Raw genomic sequence first — 16,435 nt, forward strand, 5'->3', positions numbered from 1 at the left:
TGTTTAATTAAAATACAAAACAAAAAAAAGTATTGAAACAAAAAAACCGCAAAGCCTTGCTGCACAAGGGATTGCGGGTTTTCGCCCTATTAGACATAATACATATTGTGTCTAATAAGGTTTGTGCATAAAGTCGCCATTGCTCTGAATCCGACCATCCTTCACCTTTTCACTTCTCTGCCAATTGGGCCGGCGCTGGGCATCGGAAAAAATTACGCTTTAACTGCGTTCCCGTCTTTGTTAAAGTGGATAAGACTCGCGAAGACGAAGATGGGAGCTTTAAAAGACATGAACGTTCTCTCCAAATCCATCATCGGCCTGCTCGGTGCAACGACGATCGCAGGCATGATTTACGGATATAAGGAACATCAGCACAATCGGAAATGGGAGCAGCAGCAGTATCAAAACGCCATATATTGGGTTCAAATGCAATCGATGTACTTGAGAAGCTTCGACTTCTCCCTCGCGGAGGCGCTTGCGGCCAACTCTCCTGTAAAGCGACAAGAGGCCATCGAGAATGCGATCGAGGACGCAAGCCTCATCATGCACGAACTTGCAAACGCATCGGCTACGATGAACTTTCACGGGTTTTACTGGCCCTCGTACGAATCATTTACAATCGACAGCAGTCGATACTTGGCCTATCCCGCCAGCGAGAAAGGGCCGTCGCTCCTTTTTGATCAATTGGAGCAAATTCGGCGGATGCGGAAATTCGCACGCACGGCCATGCCTTACGTCGACCGTATGAAAGTGAACGGCGTCTCCCTCACGGATATTCAGCAGATATCAGCAGAAATGGAGGTGGCGCTCGCCAAGCTCGATGAAATTTCAATTTACGGCAATAAAGCTTTCAACGAGTTCCAGTACAACCTGCATCCTTACAATCCGACGAAGCCGGGTTCCGTGTTTGCCGGTGAGCCGACCTATGAGGCGACGAAACTGGCAGCCAAAGCCAAAACCTTCATGGGCAACGCTTGGAACAAAGGACGGGGCAAACAAATCGTCCGCATGGTCTCTGGCGGAGTCAGCCCCGAATTTGGCGAGGTCATGGATTTCACGTTATCGGACGCCAATGGGAGAAAAACCAGTCCGTACGTCGTAACGCTAAGCAAAAGCGGACATATCATTCGGGTGACGCGCAGCGGCACGCAAAGCGAAACCTCCCATCAAACGATGAACGAGCAACAAGCCGTCGCGCTCGCGGACGAATGGATGAAGCGTTGGTCCGATGACCGCCTCACGCTCGTGACGAAAGAGCAATCGGATGCCTCGATCCAACTCGTTTATATCCCGGTCCGTGAGCAAATACCTATTTCGCAGATGAAGGTCGTATGGCGATTCGACCCGCGCACGGGCGAGCTGAGCAGTTTCGATGCATCCGACTATTTTAACGATTACAATAAAAGCTTCCCGCTTCATCCGAAGCTGACCGCGGAGCAAGCAACCGTAGCGCTTAGTCCGAACTTGCGAGCCGCCGGCTCTCCCAAGCTCGAGATTCACGAGGGCAAACTCGTGTACGAAATTCCCGTGACTGGCGTAGAAGGCGTTACGCTCGCGTACGTCAACGCACTTTCGGGCAGCACCGAAAGCATCGCCTATAACCCGTAACCCATCAAAATAGGCAGTCCCCGCGAATATCCTGCAGGGGCTGCCTATTTTTTTGTTTGCCGAGACGTCTGACCGCCAATCTCCGTCCACGTACGGATACCCTCGCGCGTCCGGCCCTTTATCGACAACCCAAAGGTCGCTCGTTTTAAAACAGTCATGGCTCTCTCTCCTGAATGTTGGACTTCAACAAGCGCACCTATTTTACAGTGTTCTTGACTTTAGCCTGCTCTTTGATGAGATCATGAAGAAGCGTGGAGGACAGTTGTAATAAACATATCATTGTCCTTCAAGGCACGAAAGGGGTCTTGGCTCTAGGTCACGAATAGGATAGATGTCTGAAAGGATACTTGAAGCGATATTGAACTAACGGAAAAATTGCAACTTTTCATCTGTGAAAGTGGAAAGTTGAACAACAATTCCAAAAATAATGATAAAATATAAAGCCTCGATTAGGGCTGCAAAACGAAGGAGGAAGAATTTTGCCTGAGAGTATTGGAATTAACTCTCCTAGTAACGAGGTATTGGAACATTTCGGTGCCCAAGTACTCACTTCTCTTGGAGGTAGATTTAATAAACACTGGCATGTAAACGTAAAGAATGAACGGTTTGTTTTACGGCAGTGGTCACCATTACACAAAAAGGATGATATCGATTATGAAGTGCGTCTGCTCAGAAACGTCGCTGCACTGGGGTGGCCGGTTGCTCCAGTTGTCGAAGGGCCAATCGAGTTGGGAGGGCATATGTGGTGTCTATTCCCGTATCTTCCCGGTGATCTGCTTACGACGGATGACCCGATTGCTGAACAGCGTGCTCGTGGGAGGCTTTTGGCTCAGTTCCATGCTGATCTTGTCAAACTGAGAGGGTTTGGGCAGCGTGGTGGTTGGCGGCGATGCGAGAATATTGTTTGCGACCCGGCACTGGACCGATTGCTGGATGAGCATGATAGAAGGAGACCCGAGGAAGTACGAATCTTGCGATGGCACCTAGAGCGAGCACGCGAGCGGTTGGCTGGACTAAAGCTTCAGGATCGGCCAGGTATGATTGTCCATGGCGATTTCACGCCTTGGAATTTACGGTTCCAAGACGGGAGACTCACCGGTATTCTTGACTTCGAGCTTGCGCATTGGGATTACCGGGTTGGTGATTTTGCACTTTCATGGCGTGGGAAGTACGATGAAGTCGTTTACGGATACCATGAAGTGTCGGCACTTGAGCCGGAGGAATGGGAATTGCTCACGCCACTGTGGTGGGCGGGGCTCATTGAGTTGGCCTGTAAGCAATTAGCGGAAGGGATTAAGGAACGAGCGGATGGCGATGGCTGGACGATTAGAAAGCTGTTGGAACGCTCCCCGTTGATGGGGAGAGACGCAAAACCATTCCGTTAGGCGCGTCATTCAGAGATTCGGAACTTGCCGTTACAGTCAGCGCGGAGAACCTTATCATAACTGACGTAAATTTCGTGAATATCCCAAAAGTCTAAAGGGTTGATGCATATGCTAGTATAGGCCAAACGGTCTCGGCTACATAAACCAGTATAGTGGAGTCTAGAACATGTGGTTCATGCGTTCTCTTCGACGGCTACCAGCTAGATGCGGCGGTCAAACATTAAGGTCCTCAACGATGTGCACGACGGGCAGCCGATGTAGATGGGATTTTCTTATGCCAAGATAGATCGAGAATTGCGAAGAACTGCTTTCATAAATTCGGATTCAACATCGACGTTACCCACGATTTTAATGCTGCGCTTTTTCACGTCCAAGCTTTTCAACTGATCCGTAAGGACGACACCCGTAAATAGGAGCCCGTCCGGAAGAACAACCTCAAAAGGGTACCCCTTTACATGGTTCGTGATCGGACACACGAGAGCAAAACCAGTCAAATCATTAAAATCCGCTTCAGATAATACGATTGCGGGACGCCGGCCAGCTTGTTCATGTCCGGCTTGCGGGTCAAAGTCAAGCCACACTAGATCGCCGCGTGCAGGAATGGTCAAATTAATTCCTCTCCTTCAATACCGAGGTCGATCTCTTCATGACGTGGTGAATCCGGCTTCATTTTCGAGAGCAGCATTTTCAAGTGTGCACGCAGCTCTTCGTTCGATTCTTGCGGTTTTGTCGTGGGACGAATCAGAAGATCGTTTTCCGGTGTGACGATAATCTGAAGTTCCGCACCTTCTTCCAGGTTAAGGCGCTTTAGAAATTGATTCGGAATGCGGATCGCGCTGCTGTTCCCCCATTTGCTGAGCGTTACAGTCGTCATTAGGTTCATGTCCTTTCCCTTATTAGGATCCAATTATACCTCATCCCCTTTGAATTGTATATACATATGATATACAACAATCATTCGTTCGATACCCGCGGGATGACTATATGATGAATAATTTTCCATATCTATTAGCGGGAACTGAGGGGATTGAAATTAGAAATCAGGAAAGACATTGTACCTCATCACTTATTTTGTGCAATAGCCCGCCTCTTCCGGAAAACGAACCTCGCAGCATTTCGAAACAATTCGGCGAAAATGAAAAACGGCCTTGTCGTAATCAAACAGCGGCCGTTTTTTCGTATGCTTGGGCGAATATGGGAAAACACAAGACATGATTTCCGTGAATTTTACTGCCGGTTTGACGCGACCGGTCCGGCTAGGACCTGTCCTTTTTAAAAACGGTCGAAGGCAGCTTTTCGAATAAGTAATGAGGACTTTAACTTTGGTGCTGGATTGCCTTCAATAGATCGTTAATAACCGCCAAATGCTGCGCCTCGTGGATAACGGAAAACCCGATGGCGTCGCCAACCGTTTTAAAATCAAAAACGCGAATCTGAAAGGGGGACGGCAAAGGATCGTCAATCCGGTTTCCATAGGTATCGTTTATATCCTGCAGCTGCTTCTTCAACAGATCGATGAGCTCCGCTTTCGATGGTGCCGGAGAAGTCCATTCCGACGGTCGTGTCCCCCCTTTAAACAGATCGATGAACGCTTCCGGGAGGAGCGATTTTTGATCGATGCGCGTAAACACCAATGCATTTTGACTCGAGACGATGTGACCGATATTCCACCTGATCGTATTGTTAAAAGGCGCCGGCTGAACGTCGAACAAATGCTCGTCAATCGATTCGATTTTTGCGAGCGTCATTTGGCGGACCCAATTAACCGTATTTAACATAGCTTGCGAACCCATGTGAACTATCCCTCCTGTAACCTTTTGGAAATCGCTTACGTAAAAAGTTTAACTTACCTGGATAAAGTGCGCAACCATAAAAATGAACCGGCTTCAGCAACCGCCAGCGGCGAAGCCGAAACCGATCACCCGCGTTATCGGGGCAGCCGATTACGAGCTTATGTTGTGGTGGGGGAGGTTTCATCCGTTCCGGCCGGCGGACACATCGTTTTGGATCGAGAGGGTCATGTTCGCAAAGGTTATCAGGCTCTCGAGGGCACGATCATCCTAATCAGGCCGGACGGTTATATTGGCTTTATGATACATCAAGGCGCGGAAGCGGACGTTCGCAGGTACATGGACTGGATTTTGACCGGAATGTCAGCTGGGCCTTTACCATAAACCGGGGATCGCCGGCTGAGCGTCCCTCGAATAGACTCCTTCAATCCAGCCATACGGCCGGGTCGCCGCTGCGGACCGATTGAAAGAGCCACTGCAGCTGGCTTGCGGTAATGCGCTCCGTCGACAGCTCCGGCAGCCGGTCTTCCGCGAAAAAACCGGCCTCCGACGTTTCGACTCCGGCGCCGAGCTCCCCGCCGGTTTGTTCGCATAAAATAAACAGCTTGTAAATATGCCATGGCGAAGGCGGGTGCTCGTGAAACTTTTTGTCCATTACGCCGAGCAGCCTAATCGCCCGCACGTCGATTCCCGCCTCCTCCTTCACTTCCTTCACGGCCACTTCCTTCGGAGACAATCCGATGTCCGCCCATCCTCCAGGCAGCGACCACCCGCCGTCCATCTTCTCGCGTACAAGCAGGATGCGTCCGCCCTCGAACACAACGGCGCGAATATCGACCTTTGGCGTGGCGTATCCGGTCTCTTCGGCGAACAAGGACTTGACCTTCTCTTCTTCGACGTCCGTGTAAGTGCTTAACATTTCGATGCTCAGCGCCCGAAGCTGTTCGAACCGTTCCAGGTCGTAGACATCCTTCGAATACGCCAGCCCCGTCTGGCTGATCGCTTGGATCTGCTTCGCCCATTCCAGCCATTTCAGCTGCACGCTGCTTCCCATTGAGGTCACCCCGATTTTGTTTTCGATTCTATTTTGAAGACGAGCCGCATTGCCGATTGGTTTGAACCGGAGTGCTCCGGCATACGAATGCCGTCCTCTTCCAAGAAAAAGTAAAGACGCAGCAAGCGAATTTCCGTTCGGGCTGCGCCTTTTTGTGCGGATTTGAATTGACTTGGGCTTACGGCTGCCCAGCCGCTCGTCTTCGGGGCGGCGCCGCCAGAAAAGCGAGGACCGCTCCGATCAGCCAGATGACGATGGAAGCGGCAAGCATCAGGTTATAGCTGCCGAACCGGTCGTAGGACCAGCCGAACGGGATTGGGCCGAGCGCGGAGCCGATGACCGTGGCGGTCGTCGTCACGCTTTGAATGCTGCCCAAATATCGGCGTCCGTAATAATTCGGCCAGATCAGACCCATCGGAATGTTCATGACCCCTTGGGCGATGCCCCACGAGACGGCAAACAAGAGCACGGCCGCATACGAATGGGCGAACATGAGAACAAGCGGCGCAGCAATATTCATAACGAACGTTAAGGCGAGCATCCGGGAAACGTTGACCCGTTCCGCGATGAAGCCGGACACGAGCGAACAGCCGAAGCTGACGAGCGGGATCAGACTGAGCACGAACGACGTCGCCGTCCGGTCGATTCCCTGTTCGCCGAGAATGGAGAAAATTTGGAACGTGATTCCCGTATAGACGGCTGCCGGAATCGCGCCGCAAATCATGATCAGCCAGAACGCACGGGTGCGCATCGCCTCCCGCAGCGTCCAGCTGTCCTCCGCCGGGACGGACGGATTTCCGTCCGAGCCGGCAGGAGCGGCAGCGGCGCCGTCCGGGAGCAGACCGGCATCCTCCGGGCGGTTGCGAACGAATATATAGGCGATGGGAGCAAACACTACGATCAGCAAAATGCCGAGAATACGCCATGCGGGCCGCCAATCCAAGGTCTCGATCAGCGCATTGACCACCGGCGGAAAGACGGCCGCGCCGAGCAGTCCGCCGAGCCCGGCGAAGCTCAGCGCACGCCCCCTGTATTTCATAAACCATTGGGAGACGAGCGTATTCGGAATAAGCGTCATCGAACCTTGTCCGAAATAACGGATCATGAAAAATCCGGCAAACAGCATGACCGGTCCGGAGATGACGCTGTTAAACCAGCAGGCCGCCCCGAGCAGCAGCGCCGCCGCAGTCAGCATGATGCGCCGGCCGAACCGGTCGACGAGCCGGCCCATAATGAACAGCAGCAGCCCTGAGGTGAGCGTCGCCGCCGAATAAATCGTCGAAACGGCCGTCCGGTCCATTTTCAAGTCGCGAATGTACGATTCGATAAAGACGGCGTTCGAATACGTCTGCCCCGGCCCCGAGAAAAAGATGCCCAGTCCCCCGATCGCGACCATCAGCCAGCCGTAAAAAAATCCCGTCCGCAGCGGGAGCGGCTTCCGCAGGGAAACGGCCGCTTCCCCCTCCAACCCTTTCATCCTTAAGTCCCCCAATTCATTCTCAGATGCCGGAAAACAACCTTCATTATACTATGCGCCCCGTATGGAGAACAGCAGATTTTATCGGACGGTTGGACGTCTTTTGAGCCGGTGCGGCCGGCTTTTTGAAGTCCTTCTTTTAAAGTGCGCGGTTGAAAGAGACCTGCTATAGGACGGTTCATTGAAACGCCTTCGGCGTATCTCGGTTCATAAGGTCCACTCCCCATGCCGACCTAATCCGGAAGGGTCACCGGATCCCCGGCCCGGATCGTCCCCGTTCGCTGAACCGACGCGTAAACGCCGAAATTCATGCCCATCTGTTCGTGCACGATACGAAGCAAAGCGGCATCGCCTTCCTGCGTATCGGGGTCAAGGGCGATCACGGTGCATCGCTCGCACGGCTCGTCGATGCGGAGCTCAACGTCTCCGACCGCCAGCCGTCTGCCGATCCAATCGTTTTCGTCCGGAGCGCCTTCCGGCAGCGAGACGATCAGATTGGCCCGGAAACGGCGATGATCCAGTTCCTTTCCCCGCCACGTCTCCAGCCTTCGCAAGGAGCGGTCCGTGACGATCAGAATGCCCGCCGAATCGACGGACAGGAGGCCGGGGTTTTCGGGATGCGCCGCCTGACGGCTTGACATCGACAGGGGGCACCGCGACAGCCGCTGCACGTCCGCGAGCAGCGCTGCATCCCAGCCAAAAGCGCGTCCATCGGGCGACGTTACGCAAATATCGTCCTCCCGAAGCGCTGCGCGGTACGCAAGCAGACCGGGGATGTCCCGGGAGGTAACGAAGCGCTCCCATCCCGTTCTCTTGTCGTCGTAAAATGCGCAGAACCGGTCGCCGTACAGGCCGTACGTTTCCACTCTGCATGACTGCAGACTTTCACCGGCGCATGATTTGACCGGATAGCGGCAGATTTCTGCGATAAACCCGATCGGTTCCGCCAACCTGTTAACCTCCCCCCCGCCGTTCGGCTCCCATTAAATCGATATCCGGCTGCACCATCGGAGCCGATGTATTTTGCCGTTATAGAACTCCATTATAGTGCAGAATCCGGCCGCCGGATAGTCAAAAGCACCGCCCGCACATCTCCTCCGGGCGCACGTTACCGCACAAACTCCGACGGATTCACGCCGGTATATTTCTTGAACAAGGTGCAGAAATAGGAAACGTTTTTGCAGCCGACCCGCTCCGCGATCTCGTAGATCATAAGCCGGCCTTCGGCAAGCATCTCCTTCGCTTTCTCCATGCGGACCCGGTTGAGATAATGCGTAAACGACTCGCCCGTCGCTTTTTTAAAAATTTGACTTAAATAATAAGGGGACATGTAGACCTTGCTGCCAAGGTCGGTGATGGACAGCTCTTCATGGTAATGGTCGCGGATATATTGGAGCGTATAATCGATGGCCTGCTTGTGTTTCGCCTTCGATTTGCAGTGCTGCTTGTGCAGGCGGACGATTTTGTCCGACAGCCAATCCCTCAGTCCGTTCTGGTCCGCCAGCAGCCGGATTTCCCGCTCGACCCGGTCTTTCGGGAACAGCTCGTCGGCCAAAATGCCGATATCGTACAGCACGTAACCGATCACGGTCCACAGCTCGATGCCCAGCCGGTGCACGTCGCGGGGAGGCAGCGGGTCCGCGTCCGGGCTCTGAAGTGTGTCGAAAAAATCGCACACGATACGCATCGCTTCCTCGGCGTTGCCGATGCGAATTTCCTGCGACAGCTGGGCATAAAACCGGTACGGGCTTTCCAGGGCGCGCCCGCCTGCCGGGGAAGCGGCCGATTCGTCGAATACGTAAAGCGGGGCGTCCGCTTCGGCGGATGCTTCGGCCCGCTTGGCGTAAAGCGCGTAAAACGCCTCCTCCAGCGAGACGTGAATGTCCTGCCAGCGCTCTTTTCGGCGTCCCAATCCGATGCGCACGTTCAGCTTCAAACAGGCTTCGACGGCCGAAGCGAGCCTGCGGCCGAGCCGGCCCGCCTGCGTCCGGAAGGCTTGGTCCGGAAGCTCGGCCTGCACGGGCAGCAGCACGGCGAAATAGTAGCTGTGAAGCTCCGCAAACCACGAACGGTCCCAGTCCTGCTGCAAAATCTCCCGGATGATGTTGCCGATGGCGTAGCGGAACAGGCTCCAATCCGTGAGGCTGGCGAAGCGGCCGGACGGCGTAATCTCGATGCCGAGCACCGCATGCGAACAGCCCGGACGGACGGCGCTCCCCTGCCGGATCAGGTCGGCTGCATCGAGCCCGCCCGGATTTGCGCCCGTCAGCAGCGATTTCAGCCATTCCGCTTCCACAAGCGGCTCGTATACGGACACTTTGCGGCTGAGCTCCGCAACTTCGCGCTGTTTTTGCTTCTCCTCGTCCAGCTGCCGGATCGACTGCTCGAGCGCTTCGTTCAGCGAATGGCGGGATATCGGCTTGGACAAATAGTCGCTCACATGCAGGCGGAGCGCCTGCCGGGCGTATTCGAAGTCGGAGTAGCCGGACAGGATGATCACCTTGCACCCGGCGCGCTCGGCCTGCAGCGTTTCGAGCATTTCGAGCCCGTTCATGACCGGCATGTAAATATCCGTCACGACGATATCCGGCTTGGTGCGGCGGATCAGCTCGAGCCCCTGCTCGCCGTCGATGCCCTCGCCCGCCCATTCGGCGCCCAGCGCCTCCCAGGCAATCATTTTCCGCATGCCGTCGAGCGCAAACTGGTCATCATCGATAAGCGCGATTTTGTACATCGTCTTCCCTCCTCAAGCTGGCGATTTTCGGTATAAAAACGTGAACCGTCGTTCCCTGCCCGGCCTCGCTGACGATATCGACACCGTACCGGGGTCCGAAATACGCGGCGATGCGCTCCTTGACGTTGCGAATGCCGTATCCGCCCGTCTTGAAGCGGGCCGGCTTGTTCTGCTGCCGTATGCCGATACCGTTGTCCGCGATCGTAAACAGCACGCCGCCGTCCTTCTCCTCGCCGACGATGCGGACGACGCCCGACGGGCGGCCGTGGAAGCCGTGGCGGACGGCATTTTCCAGAAACGGCTGCAGCGTCAGCTTCGGGATATAGGTATGTAGCAGCGATTCGGCAATATTCATCTCGAAGGCGATTTTGCCTTTCAGCCGGATGTTCTGAATGTTCAGGTAGCACTCAAGATACTCCTTCTCCTTCTCGATCAGGATGAAGCTCTCGCCGTCGGACAGCCCGATGCGAAACATACGTCCCATCAGCTCGAGCACGTCGCTGATATGCTCCTGCCCGGCTTCCATCGCCATCCAGTTCACCTGGTCCAGCGTATTGTACAGAAAATGGGGATTGATCATCGCCTGCAGCCGTTCGACCTCCGCCACCCGCTGACGCGCATACTGCTTTTCCAGGGAGCCGTACAGCTCGGAGATGCGGCTGCGCATCCGGATGAAGCCGGCGAACAAGCTGCCGAACTCGTTGCGGTAATCGTCGGGCAGCCGAACCTCTTTGCCGCTGATCGAGAACTGGTTCATGGCGTTCAGCAGCAGCTTGATGGGCCGGATATACTGCCTGGAGATCATGAGGGTCATCAGCAGCGCGATGAGAATGCCGGTCAGTCCCGTCAAGGCCGTTCCGCCCGCCAGCCTCAGGCTCCAATAGGAAAGCGACCGCCATGGCGTCTGCTCCACCAGCTTCCAGTCCGAGTCGAAAAATCCGGACCACACGAGCAGCATGTTCCCCAAATGCTGCTGCCCGGTATTTTGCTTCACTCCCATTATAAACCTGTTGACGCTGTCCTCCAGCATCGCGTTGCCCGCCGAGACGACCGGCTTCCCCCTGTAATACAGCGCAAATCCGTTATCGCTGCCCCCTTCTCCAACCAGCAGATTGCGAAGCTCCGACGACTTAATATTGATGACAAGCAGCCCCTTGTACGGCCGCAGCGGCGGAAGCACCTTTCGGGCAAAGCTGATGACGCTCGCCGGACCGTTGTCCGTCTGAATCGTATGCTCGCCGATCCAGGCAAACTGATCGCCGGCCACATCCTTGTACCAGCTCTCGCCCTCGGCCGCCTTCATCGGGATATAGCGCACAAAGCCGAGCTTGTTGGCCACCGGGTGGTCCATGTACAGGTAGATCGACTGGATAATCGGCATGGAATAAATCGTATCGGCCAAGATGCCTTCGATGACCGCCCCCTGCGCAAACCGCGCATAATCGTCGCTGTTCGAATTGAGGAAATCGTCCAGCTGCTGGTTGCCCGCAACGGAAAGGGAAATCTGCTCGAGCGACTGCAGCGTCCCTTCCACCTGCCGGTTCAGCTTATCCAGCAAATCCTGCTGGTAATCGGCCGTATTGTCCATCAGCTCGCGCATCGTCAGGACGTAGGTGATCCAGGTGGCGGCAAGCAGCAGCAGCACGATCAGCAGCGAGAAGCCGCTGAAGAAGATCCGGTCGACACGGAAGCGCTTGAACGGATTCCACATGGCGGAACGATCCCCCCCTACCCTCGATTTTAAAAATTACGAAAAAATTTAAATAATTCACAAGCTTTCGGCAAAGTCGTTGTAAGCGCATTCAGACCCCATTATAATCCGACTGAGAGCGATTTTAAATACTGCGATTGTGAAGAAAGAGGGTAGATGCGATGAGATTTGGGCAGTCAAAATGGTTCTCCTTGGGCGCGGCAGTCGTGCTGCTGGGAAGCCTGCTTGCCGGCTGCGGCTCGGGGAGCGATTCGAAGGCGAACGAAGGAAGCGGAAGCGGCGGCTCGGACGGCCAGCAAATTAACCTGCGCATATCCTGGTGGGGCTCGCAGGACCGGAACGACCGGACGCTGAAGGTGATCAAAATGTACGAAAGCCAGCATCCGAACATCAAGATTACGCCCGAATTTTTAAGCTGGGACGGTTATTGGCAAAAGCTCGCGACGGAGGCGGCAGGCAAGAATTTGCCGGACATCATCCAGATGGATTACGCATACATCGATCAATACGCCAGCAAGCAGCTGATTGCGCCGCTTGACCCGTTCATCGAAGCCAAGGTGCTCGATGTGAGCGACATCGACGCCAACTACCTCGACAGCGGCAAAATCGACGGCAAGCTGTACGGCATCAATCTGGGCGCCAACTCCATCGCGATCGCTTACGATCCGGAAATGTTCAAGGAAGCGGGCGTCCCCGAGCCGCCTGCCGACGGCATGTCCTGGGACGATTTCGCCGCGATGCTGAAGAAGCTGAAGGACAATTTGCCCAAAGGCACCTACGCCATCAACAACATGGACGACATGAGCGGCTTCAAGCATTATTTGCGGGAAAACGGAACCTGGGTCTATAACGATGCGGGCGACGGGCTCGGCTATACCGACGACAAGTATTTGACCTGGTACTTCGATTACTTCAACAAGCTGCGCGAGGCGGGCGTCGTCCCGAACGAAGAGACGGAGCTCGGCGTCAAGGGGCTCGAGGATTCGCTGATCGTGCACAAGAAAGCGGCGATGCAGAGCTTTAACAGCAACCAGCTGGTAGCGCTGGCTTCGGCTGCGGGACGTCCGCTCAAGCTGATGATGTATCCGACGCTGCCCGGCGGCAAGCCCGGACACTTCATCAAGCCGTCGCAGTTCTTCTCGCTTTACAGCGGATCGAAGCACCAGAAGGAAGCGGTCGATTTCATCAACTATTTCACGAACGACCTCGAAGCGAACAAAGTGCTGGCCGCGGAACGGGGCGTTCCGGTGCCGACCAAAATCAGGGAAGCGCTGTACCCGAACCTGTCTCCGGCGGAGAAAACGACGTTCGATTATGTAGAGAGCGTCGGCAAGGTTGCGGGACCGATCAATCCCCCCGACCCGGAACTGTCGCCGAAGGTAGGCGACCTGTTTACGCAAATCCAGCAGGCGGTCAATTACGGCAAAACGACCCCCGAGCAGGCGGCGAAGCAGTTCCGCGATCAGGCGTCGCAGGATCTGAAGGGACAATAAACGGCACGATGCGGCTCGGAGCCGCAAACATGTAAACCCGGCGGGGCTGCGGCAGTCCGGAGCCCCGTCCGCATATTGGAGGTGCAACCCAACCTATGAGCAATCCGGCTAAAACCGCCGTCGTCCGGCAGCCCGATCCCGCCGTGACGGCCGCGGGGAAACGAATGACGAGCCTGAAATCGAACCTGATCGGTTACGCCTTCATCTCCCCCTGGCTGATCGGCTTTCTGGTCTTTATTATCGGACCGATGATCGCGTCGGCCTATTTGTCGCTGACGCATTACGATATGCTAACCGCCGCGAAATGGGCCGGTTTCGGCAATTACGCCAAGCTGTTCGGCGAGGACGACCGCTTCTACACGGCGCTGAAGGTGACCTTTATTTTTGCGGTCATCTCCGTTCCGCTGAAGTTGGCGTTCGCGCTCATTATTGCCACGATGTTTAACGGCAAGCACCGGGGGATCGGGATCTACCGGACGGTTTATTACATTCCGTCGATTGTCGGCGGCAGCGTCGCCATCGCCGTCATGTGGAAGCAGCTGTTCGGGGACGAAGGCGCGGTCAACGGCATTTTGCAGCTGTTCGGCGTTCAGGGCACGAACTGGGTTACCAATCCCGATACGGCACTCAGCACCCTGATTCTGCTCGTGATCTGGCAGTTCGGGTCGCCGATGCTCATTTTCCTGGCGGGACTGAAGCAAATTCCGGGCGAAATTTACGAAGCCGCCATTGTCGACGGAGCGAACCGGTTTCAGAAATATGCGCGGATCACGCTGCCGCTGCTGACGCCCGTTATTTTCTTCAATCTGGTCATGCAGATGATCGACGCGTTTATGGCATTCACGCAAAGCTTCCTCGTTACGGCGGGAGGGCCGCTCGACCGGACGCTGTTCTACGCCGTGTATCTGTACCAGACGGCCTTCGGCCACTTCGAGATGGGCTATGCTTCGGCAATGGCCTGGGTGCTGCTCTTTATCGTGGCGGCCGTGACGCTGCTGTTCTTCCGGAGCGCTTCGACGTGGGTGCATTACGAGTCGGAAGGAGGGCGCTAAGGTGACGACGTCGCACGGCAGAAGCTTTATGTTTCACGCGTTTACGATCCTGGTCGGCGTGCTCATGATTTATCCGATTTTATGGACCTTCGCAAGCTCGCTGAAGCCAGAGTCGGAAATTTTCCGCAATGCGGAGAACCTCATTCCGTCCAGCTATCACTGGGAAAATTACGTCAACGGCTGGCGGGGCTTCGGCACAACCGGCTTCAACATCTTTTTCCGGAACTCGTTCTTCCTGACGATTCTGGTCGTCGCCGGCACGATCTTCTCGTCGGCGCTCGTGTCGTTCGGCTTCGCCCGCCGCAAGTTTTGGCTGCACGGCTTTCTGTTCGGGTGCATGATGATCACGCTGATGCTGCCGGCGCAGGTGACGCTTATTCCGCAGTATATTCTGTACCAACAGCTTGGCTGGGTGAACACGTACCTTCCCCTGATCGTGCCCGCTTTTATCGGGGGGAACCCGTTCTTCATTTTCCTGATGGTGCAATTTATTCGCGGCCTGCCCCGCGAGCTCGACGAATCGGCGGTCATCGACGGCTGCAGCGCGTTCGGCGTGTTTCTTAAAATCATACTGCCGCTCTGCTTGCCCGCGCTCGTGACGGTGGCGATCTTTACGTTCTATTGGACGTGGAACGATTTTCTCGGGCCGCTCGTCTACCTGAACAATCCGGACATGCAGACCGTATCGCTTGCGCTCCGCCTGTTCTCGGATCCGTCGTCGGTTACCCAATGGGGGCAGATGTTCGCCATGTCGACGCTGTCGCTTCTCCCGATGCTGCTCGTATTCCTGTTTTTCCAGCGTTACCTGGTTGAGGGCATCGCTACGACCGGGATTAAAGGCTGACCGCGCCGGATCCGGCCGAAAGACGTACCCGCAAGCCCGGATCAGGCGTTCCGCCCGGCTTTTCGGCGGCTCCTCGTCCGGGCGAACTAGGGCGAAATTCCTGATTTTCCCGGCACTCCGTCTATGAACGGCAATTTATAGTAAAATAGATTGCACGTATAGACTTAAGCGATGAAGGGAAGATCACCATTGAACATGGATTCGACAGACAACGATTACATGCCAAGAGCCGCCCGCACGAGGAAAGACAGAACCTTGTCGAAAATCATACTGGCAGCCGCGGCTTTTGCGCTGGTCCTCGGCGTCGTCGGATATACGATATTTAAAATCCAGCCGTCGGGTTCTAAACCTTCGCTCTCGGGCAATGCCCCACTGGCAGGCGGCGCGGATGCGCCTGCCGCAAACGATGCGGCGGGCGCCTCATCGACCAAGCCGGTCGAGCCGGGGACAGACGCGGACGGCGTTTCCTCGGGCTCCACAGCGACGCCGGATGCCAGTTCGACATCGGCCGCCGGAACTACGACCGGGTCTTCGGCGTCAGCAGGCGGCTCGGCGGCTGCCGGCTCGAATTCCGGATCTGCGGCGGATTCCGATCAGGCGCCGGCATCGGATGATAGCTCGAAGCCGGACTCAAACGGCGGGCAAGTCTCTTCCGCGGAATCCGGCCAGACGGTGAAGCTGCCGGCGACCTATGTCGTCCGCAAAGGCGACACGCTGTCCTCCATTTCCATGAGGTTTTACCATTCCAAGGCGTATGTCGACCTGATCGCCCAACAAAATCATATGGCGTTCATCAACGATATGTCCGTGGGCGATACCCTCAAAATTCCGGCGCTGCCCGCAGGCGGCTCGGTGCCGGATAAGCGGCAGGACGAGCCGGATTATTCGAAGGTGACGCTGCCCGCAGCATACATGGTACAACCCGGCGATACGCTGTTCCACATTTCCCAGCTGTTTTACCGTTCGGGGGATTACGCGGACCTGCTCGCGAAGCAAAACAAGCTGGACAAGACCAAAGGCCTGAAAGCGGGAAGCTCGCTTGTCATCCCCGCCCTTCCGGATTCGAAACCGGAAGGCGGTCAAAACGGCGGAGCGGGCGAACAAACCGCCGTTCAAACGCATACCGTGCAGAAAGGCGAGACTCTGTACAGCATTTCCCGCCAATACTACGGATCCGACAAATACGCCAACACGATCGCGGAATACAACCATCTGGCCGACGGCGACGCGGTCAAAGCCGGCGACGTGTTGAAAATTCCGCCGGTTCCGGCGTCATAAAGGCAAGCA

14 protein-coding genes are annotated in these 16,435 nt (G+C 55.5%); 6 read left to right on the forward strand and 8 right to left on the reverse strand.

The features are described 5' to 3' along the window. Positions 1 to 288 precede the first annotated feature (288 nt). Positions 289 to 1,608, forward strand: coding sequence for a hypothetical protein (locus PD282_RS20455; protein WP_274652691.1), 1,320 nt, complete (start codon positions 289 to 291; stop codon positions 1,606 to 1,608). A gap of 479 nt (positions 1,609 to 2,087) precedes the next feature. Further along, on the forward strand, positions 2,088 to 2,993 hold the full coding sequence (locus PD282_RS20460; RefSeq protein WP_274652693.1) for a phosphotransferase: 906 nt from the start codon (positions 2,088 to 2,090) through the stop codon (positions 2,991 to 2,993). A gap of 272 nt (positions 2,994 to 3,265) precedes the next feature. Here PD282_RS20460 and PD282_RS20465 read toward each other — a convergent pair whose 3' ends face one another. From PD282_RS20465 to PD282_RS20500, 8 genes are all read right to left on the reverse strand, one after another. Then, positions 3,266 to 3,601, reverse strand: coding sequence for a type II toxin-antitoxin system PemK/MazF family toxin (locus PD282_RS20465; protein ID WP_274652694.1), 336 nt, complete (start codon positions 3,599 to 3,601; stop codon positions 3,266 to 3,268). Further along, positions 3,598 to 3,900 (reverse strand): AbrB/MazE/SpoVT family DNA-binding domain-containing protein, encoded by a 303-nt coding sequence (locus PD282_RS20470; RefSeq protein WP_274652696.1) that lies wholly within the window; start codon positions 3,898 to 3,900, stop codon positions 3,598 to 3,600. The genes PD282_RS20465 and PD282_RS20470 overlap by 4 nt, the downstream gene beginning before the upstream one ends. 409 nt (positions 3,901 to 4,309) lie before the next feature. After that, complete coding sequence (locus PD282_RS20475; protein ID WP_274652698.1) at positions 4,310 to 4,786, reverse strand: DinB family protein; 477 nt, start codon at positions 4,784 to 4,786, stop codon at positions 4,310 to 4,312. 421 nt (positions 4,787 to 5,207) lie between these two features. After that, on the reverse strand, positions 5,208 to 5,825 hold the full coding sequence (locus PD282_RS20480) for an NUDIX hydrolase (RefSeq protein WP_274655388.1): 618 nt from the start codon (positions 5,823 to 5,825) through the stop codon (positions 5,208 to 5,210). A 190-nt stretch (positions 5,826 to 6,015) separates the two neighbouring features. Continuing rightward, positions 6,016 to 7,314 carry an MFS transporter gene (locus PD282_RS20485; RefSeq protein ID WP_274652700.1) on the reverse strand — a complete coding sequence of 433 codons (1,299 nt, stop codon included), beginning with the start codon at positions 7,312 to 7,314 and terminating at the stop codon, positions 6,016 to 6,018. A 233-nt stretch (positions 7,315 to 7,547) separates the two neighbouring features. Next, the gene (locus tag PD282_RS20490; protein WP_274652702.1) at positions 7,548 to 8,264 is read right to left on the reverse strand and encodes an MOSC domain-containing protein; all 717 of its coding nucleotides are present in this window, start codon (positions 8,262 to 8,264) and stop codon (positions 7,548 to 7,550) included. A gap of 158 nt (positions 8,265 to 8,422) precedes the next feature. Continuing rightward, a complete protein-coding gene (locus PD282_RS20495) occupies positions 8,423 to 10,048 on the reverse strand; it encodes a response regulator transcription factor (protein ID WP_274652704.1) in 1,626 nt (541 codons plus the stop codon). Further along, on the reverse strand, positions 10,023 to 11,759 hold the full coding sequence (locus PD282_RS20500) for a cache domain-containing sensor histidine kinase (RefSeq protein ID WP_274652706.1): 1,737 nt from the start codon (positions 11,757 to 11,759) through the stop codon (positions 10,023 to 10,025). The genes PD282_RS20495 and PD282_RS20500 overlap by 26 nt, the downstream gene beginning before the upstream one ends. 161 nt (positions 11,760 to 11,920) lie before the next feature. Here PD282_RS20500 and PD282_RS20505 point away from each other — a divergent pair, with 161 nt between their 5' ends. The 4 genes from PD282_RS20505 to PD282_RS20520 all read left to right on the forward strand — a co-directional run bounded on the left by PD282_RS20505 (position 11,921) and on the right by PD282_RS20520 (position 16,426). Further along, positions 11,921 to 13,252, forward strand: a complete 1,332-nt coding sequence (locus PD282_RS20505) for an ABC transporter substrate-binding protein (RefSeq protein ID WP_274652708.1) — start codon at positions 11,921 to 11,923, stop codon at positions 13,250 to 13,252. Positions 13,253 to 13,347: 95 nt separating this feature from the next. After that, a complete protein-coding gene (locus PD282_RS20510; RefSeq protein WP_420832316.1) occupies positions 13,348 to 14,304 on the forward strand; it encodes a carbohydrate ABC transporter permease in 957 nt (318 codons plus the stop codon). 28 nt (positions 14,305 to 14,332) lie between these two features. Continuing rightward, positions 14,333 to 15,148 carry a carbohydrate ABC transporter permease gene (locus tag PD282_RS20515; protein ID WP_274655392.1) on the forward strand — a complete coding sequence of 272 codons (816 nt, stop codon included), beginning with the start codon at positions 14,333 to 14,335 and terminating at the stop codon, positions 15,146 to 15,148. Between the two features lie 255 nt (positions 15,149 to 15,403). Continuing rightward, positions 15,404 to 16,426: a LysM peptidoglycan-binding domain-containing protein gene (locus tag PD282_RS20520; RefSeq protein ID WP_274652710.1), complete on the forward strand. Its 1,023-nt coding sequence runs from the start codon at positions 15,404 to 15,406 to the stop codon at positions 16,424 to 16,426. Positions 16,427 to 16,435 lie beyond the last annotated feature (9 nt).

The sequence above is a fragment of the Paenibacillus humicola genome, from assembly GCF_028826105.1.
Lineage (GTDB): Bacteria > Bacillota > Bacilli > Paenibacillales > Paenibacillaceae > Paenibacillus_Z > Paenibacillus_Z humicola.

Bases quoted from the DNA above. Each gene is read 5' to 3' on its own strand.
- PD282_RS20485 (WP_274652700.1), bottom strand. From the start codon at position 7,314: ATGAAAGGGTTGGAGGGGGAAGCGGCCGTTTCCCTGCGGAAGCCGCTC.
- PD282_RS20500 (WP_274652706.1), bottom strand. From the start codon at position 11,759: ATGTGGAATCCGTTCAAGCGCTTCCGTGTCGACCGGATCTTCTTCAGC.
- PD282_RS20475 (WP_274652698.1), bottom strand. From the start codon at position 4,786: ATGGGTTCGCAAGCTATGTTAAATACGGTTAATTGGGTCCGCCAAATG.
- PD282_RS20515 (WP_274655392.1), top strand. From the start codon at position 14,333: ATGTTTCACGCGTTTACGATCCTGGTCGGCGTGCTCATGATTTATCCG.
- PD282_RS20495 (WP_274652704.1), bottom strand. From the start codon at position 10,048: ATGTACAAAATCGCGCTTATCGATGATGACCAGTTTGCGCTCGACGGC.
- PD282_RS20505 (WP_274652708.1), top strand. From the start codon at position 11,921: ATGAGATTTGGGCAGTCAAAATGGTTCTCCTTGGGCGCGGCAGTCGTG.
- PD282_RS20510 (WP_420832316.1), top strand. From the start codon at position 13,348: ATGAGCAATCCGGCTAAAACCGCCGTCGTCCGGCAGCCCGATCCCGCC.
- PD282_RS20455 (WP_274652691.1), top strand. From the start codon at position 289: ATGAACGTTCTCTCCAAATCCATCATCGGCCTGCTCGGTGCAACGACG.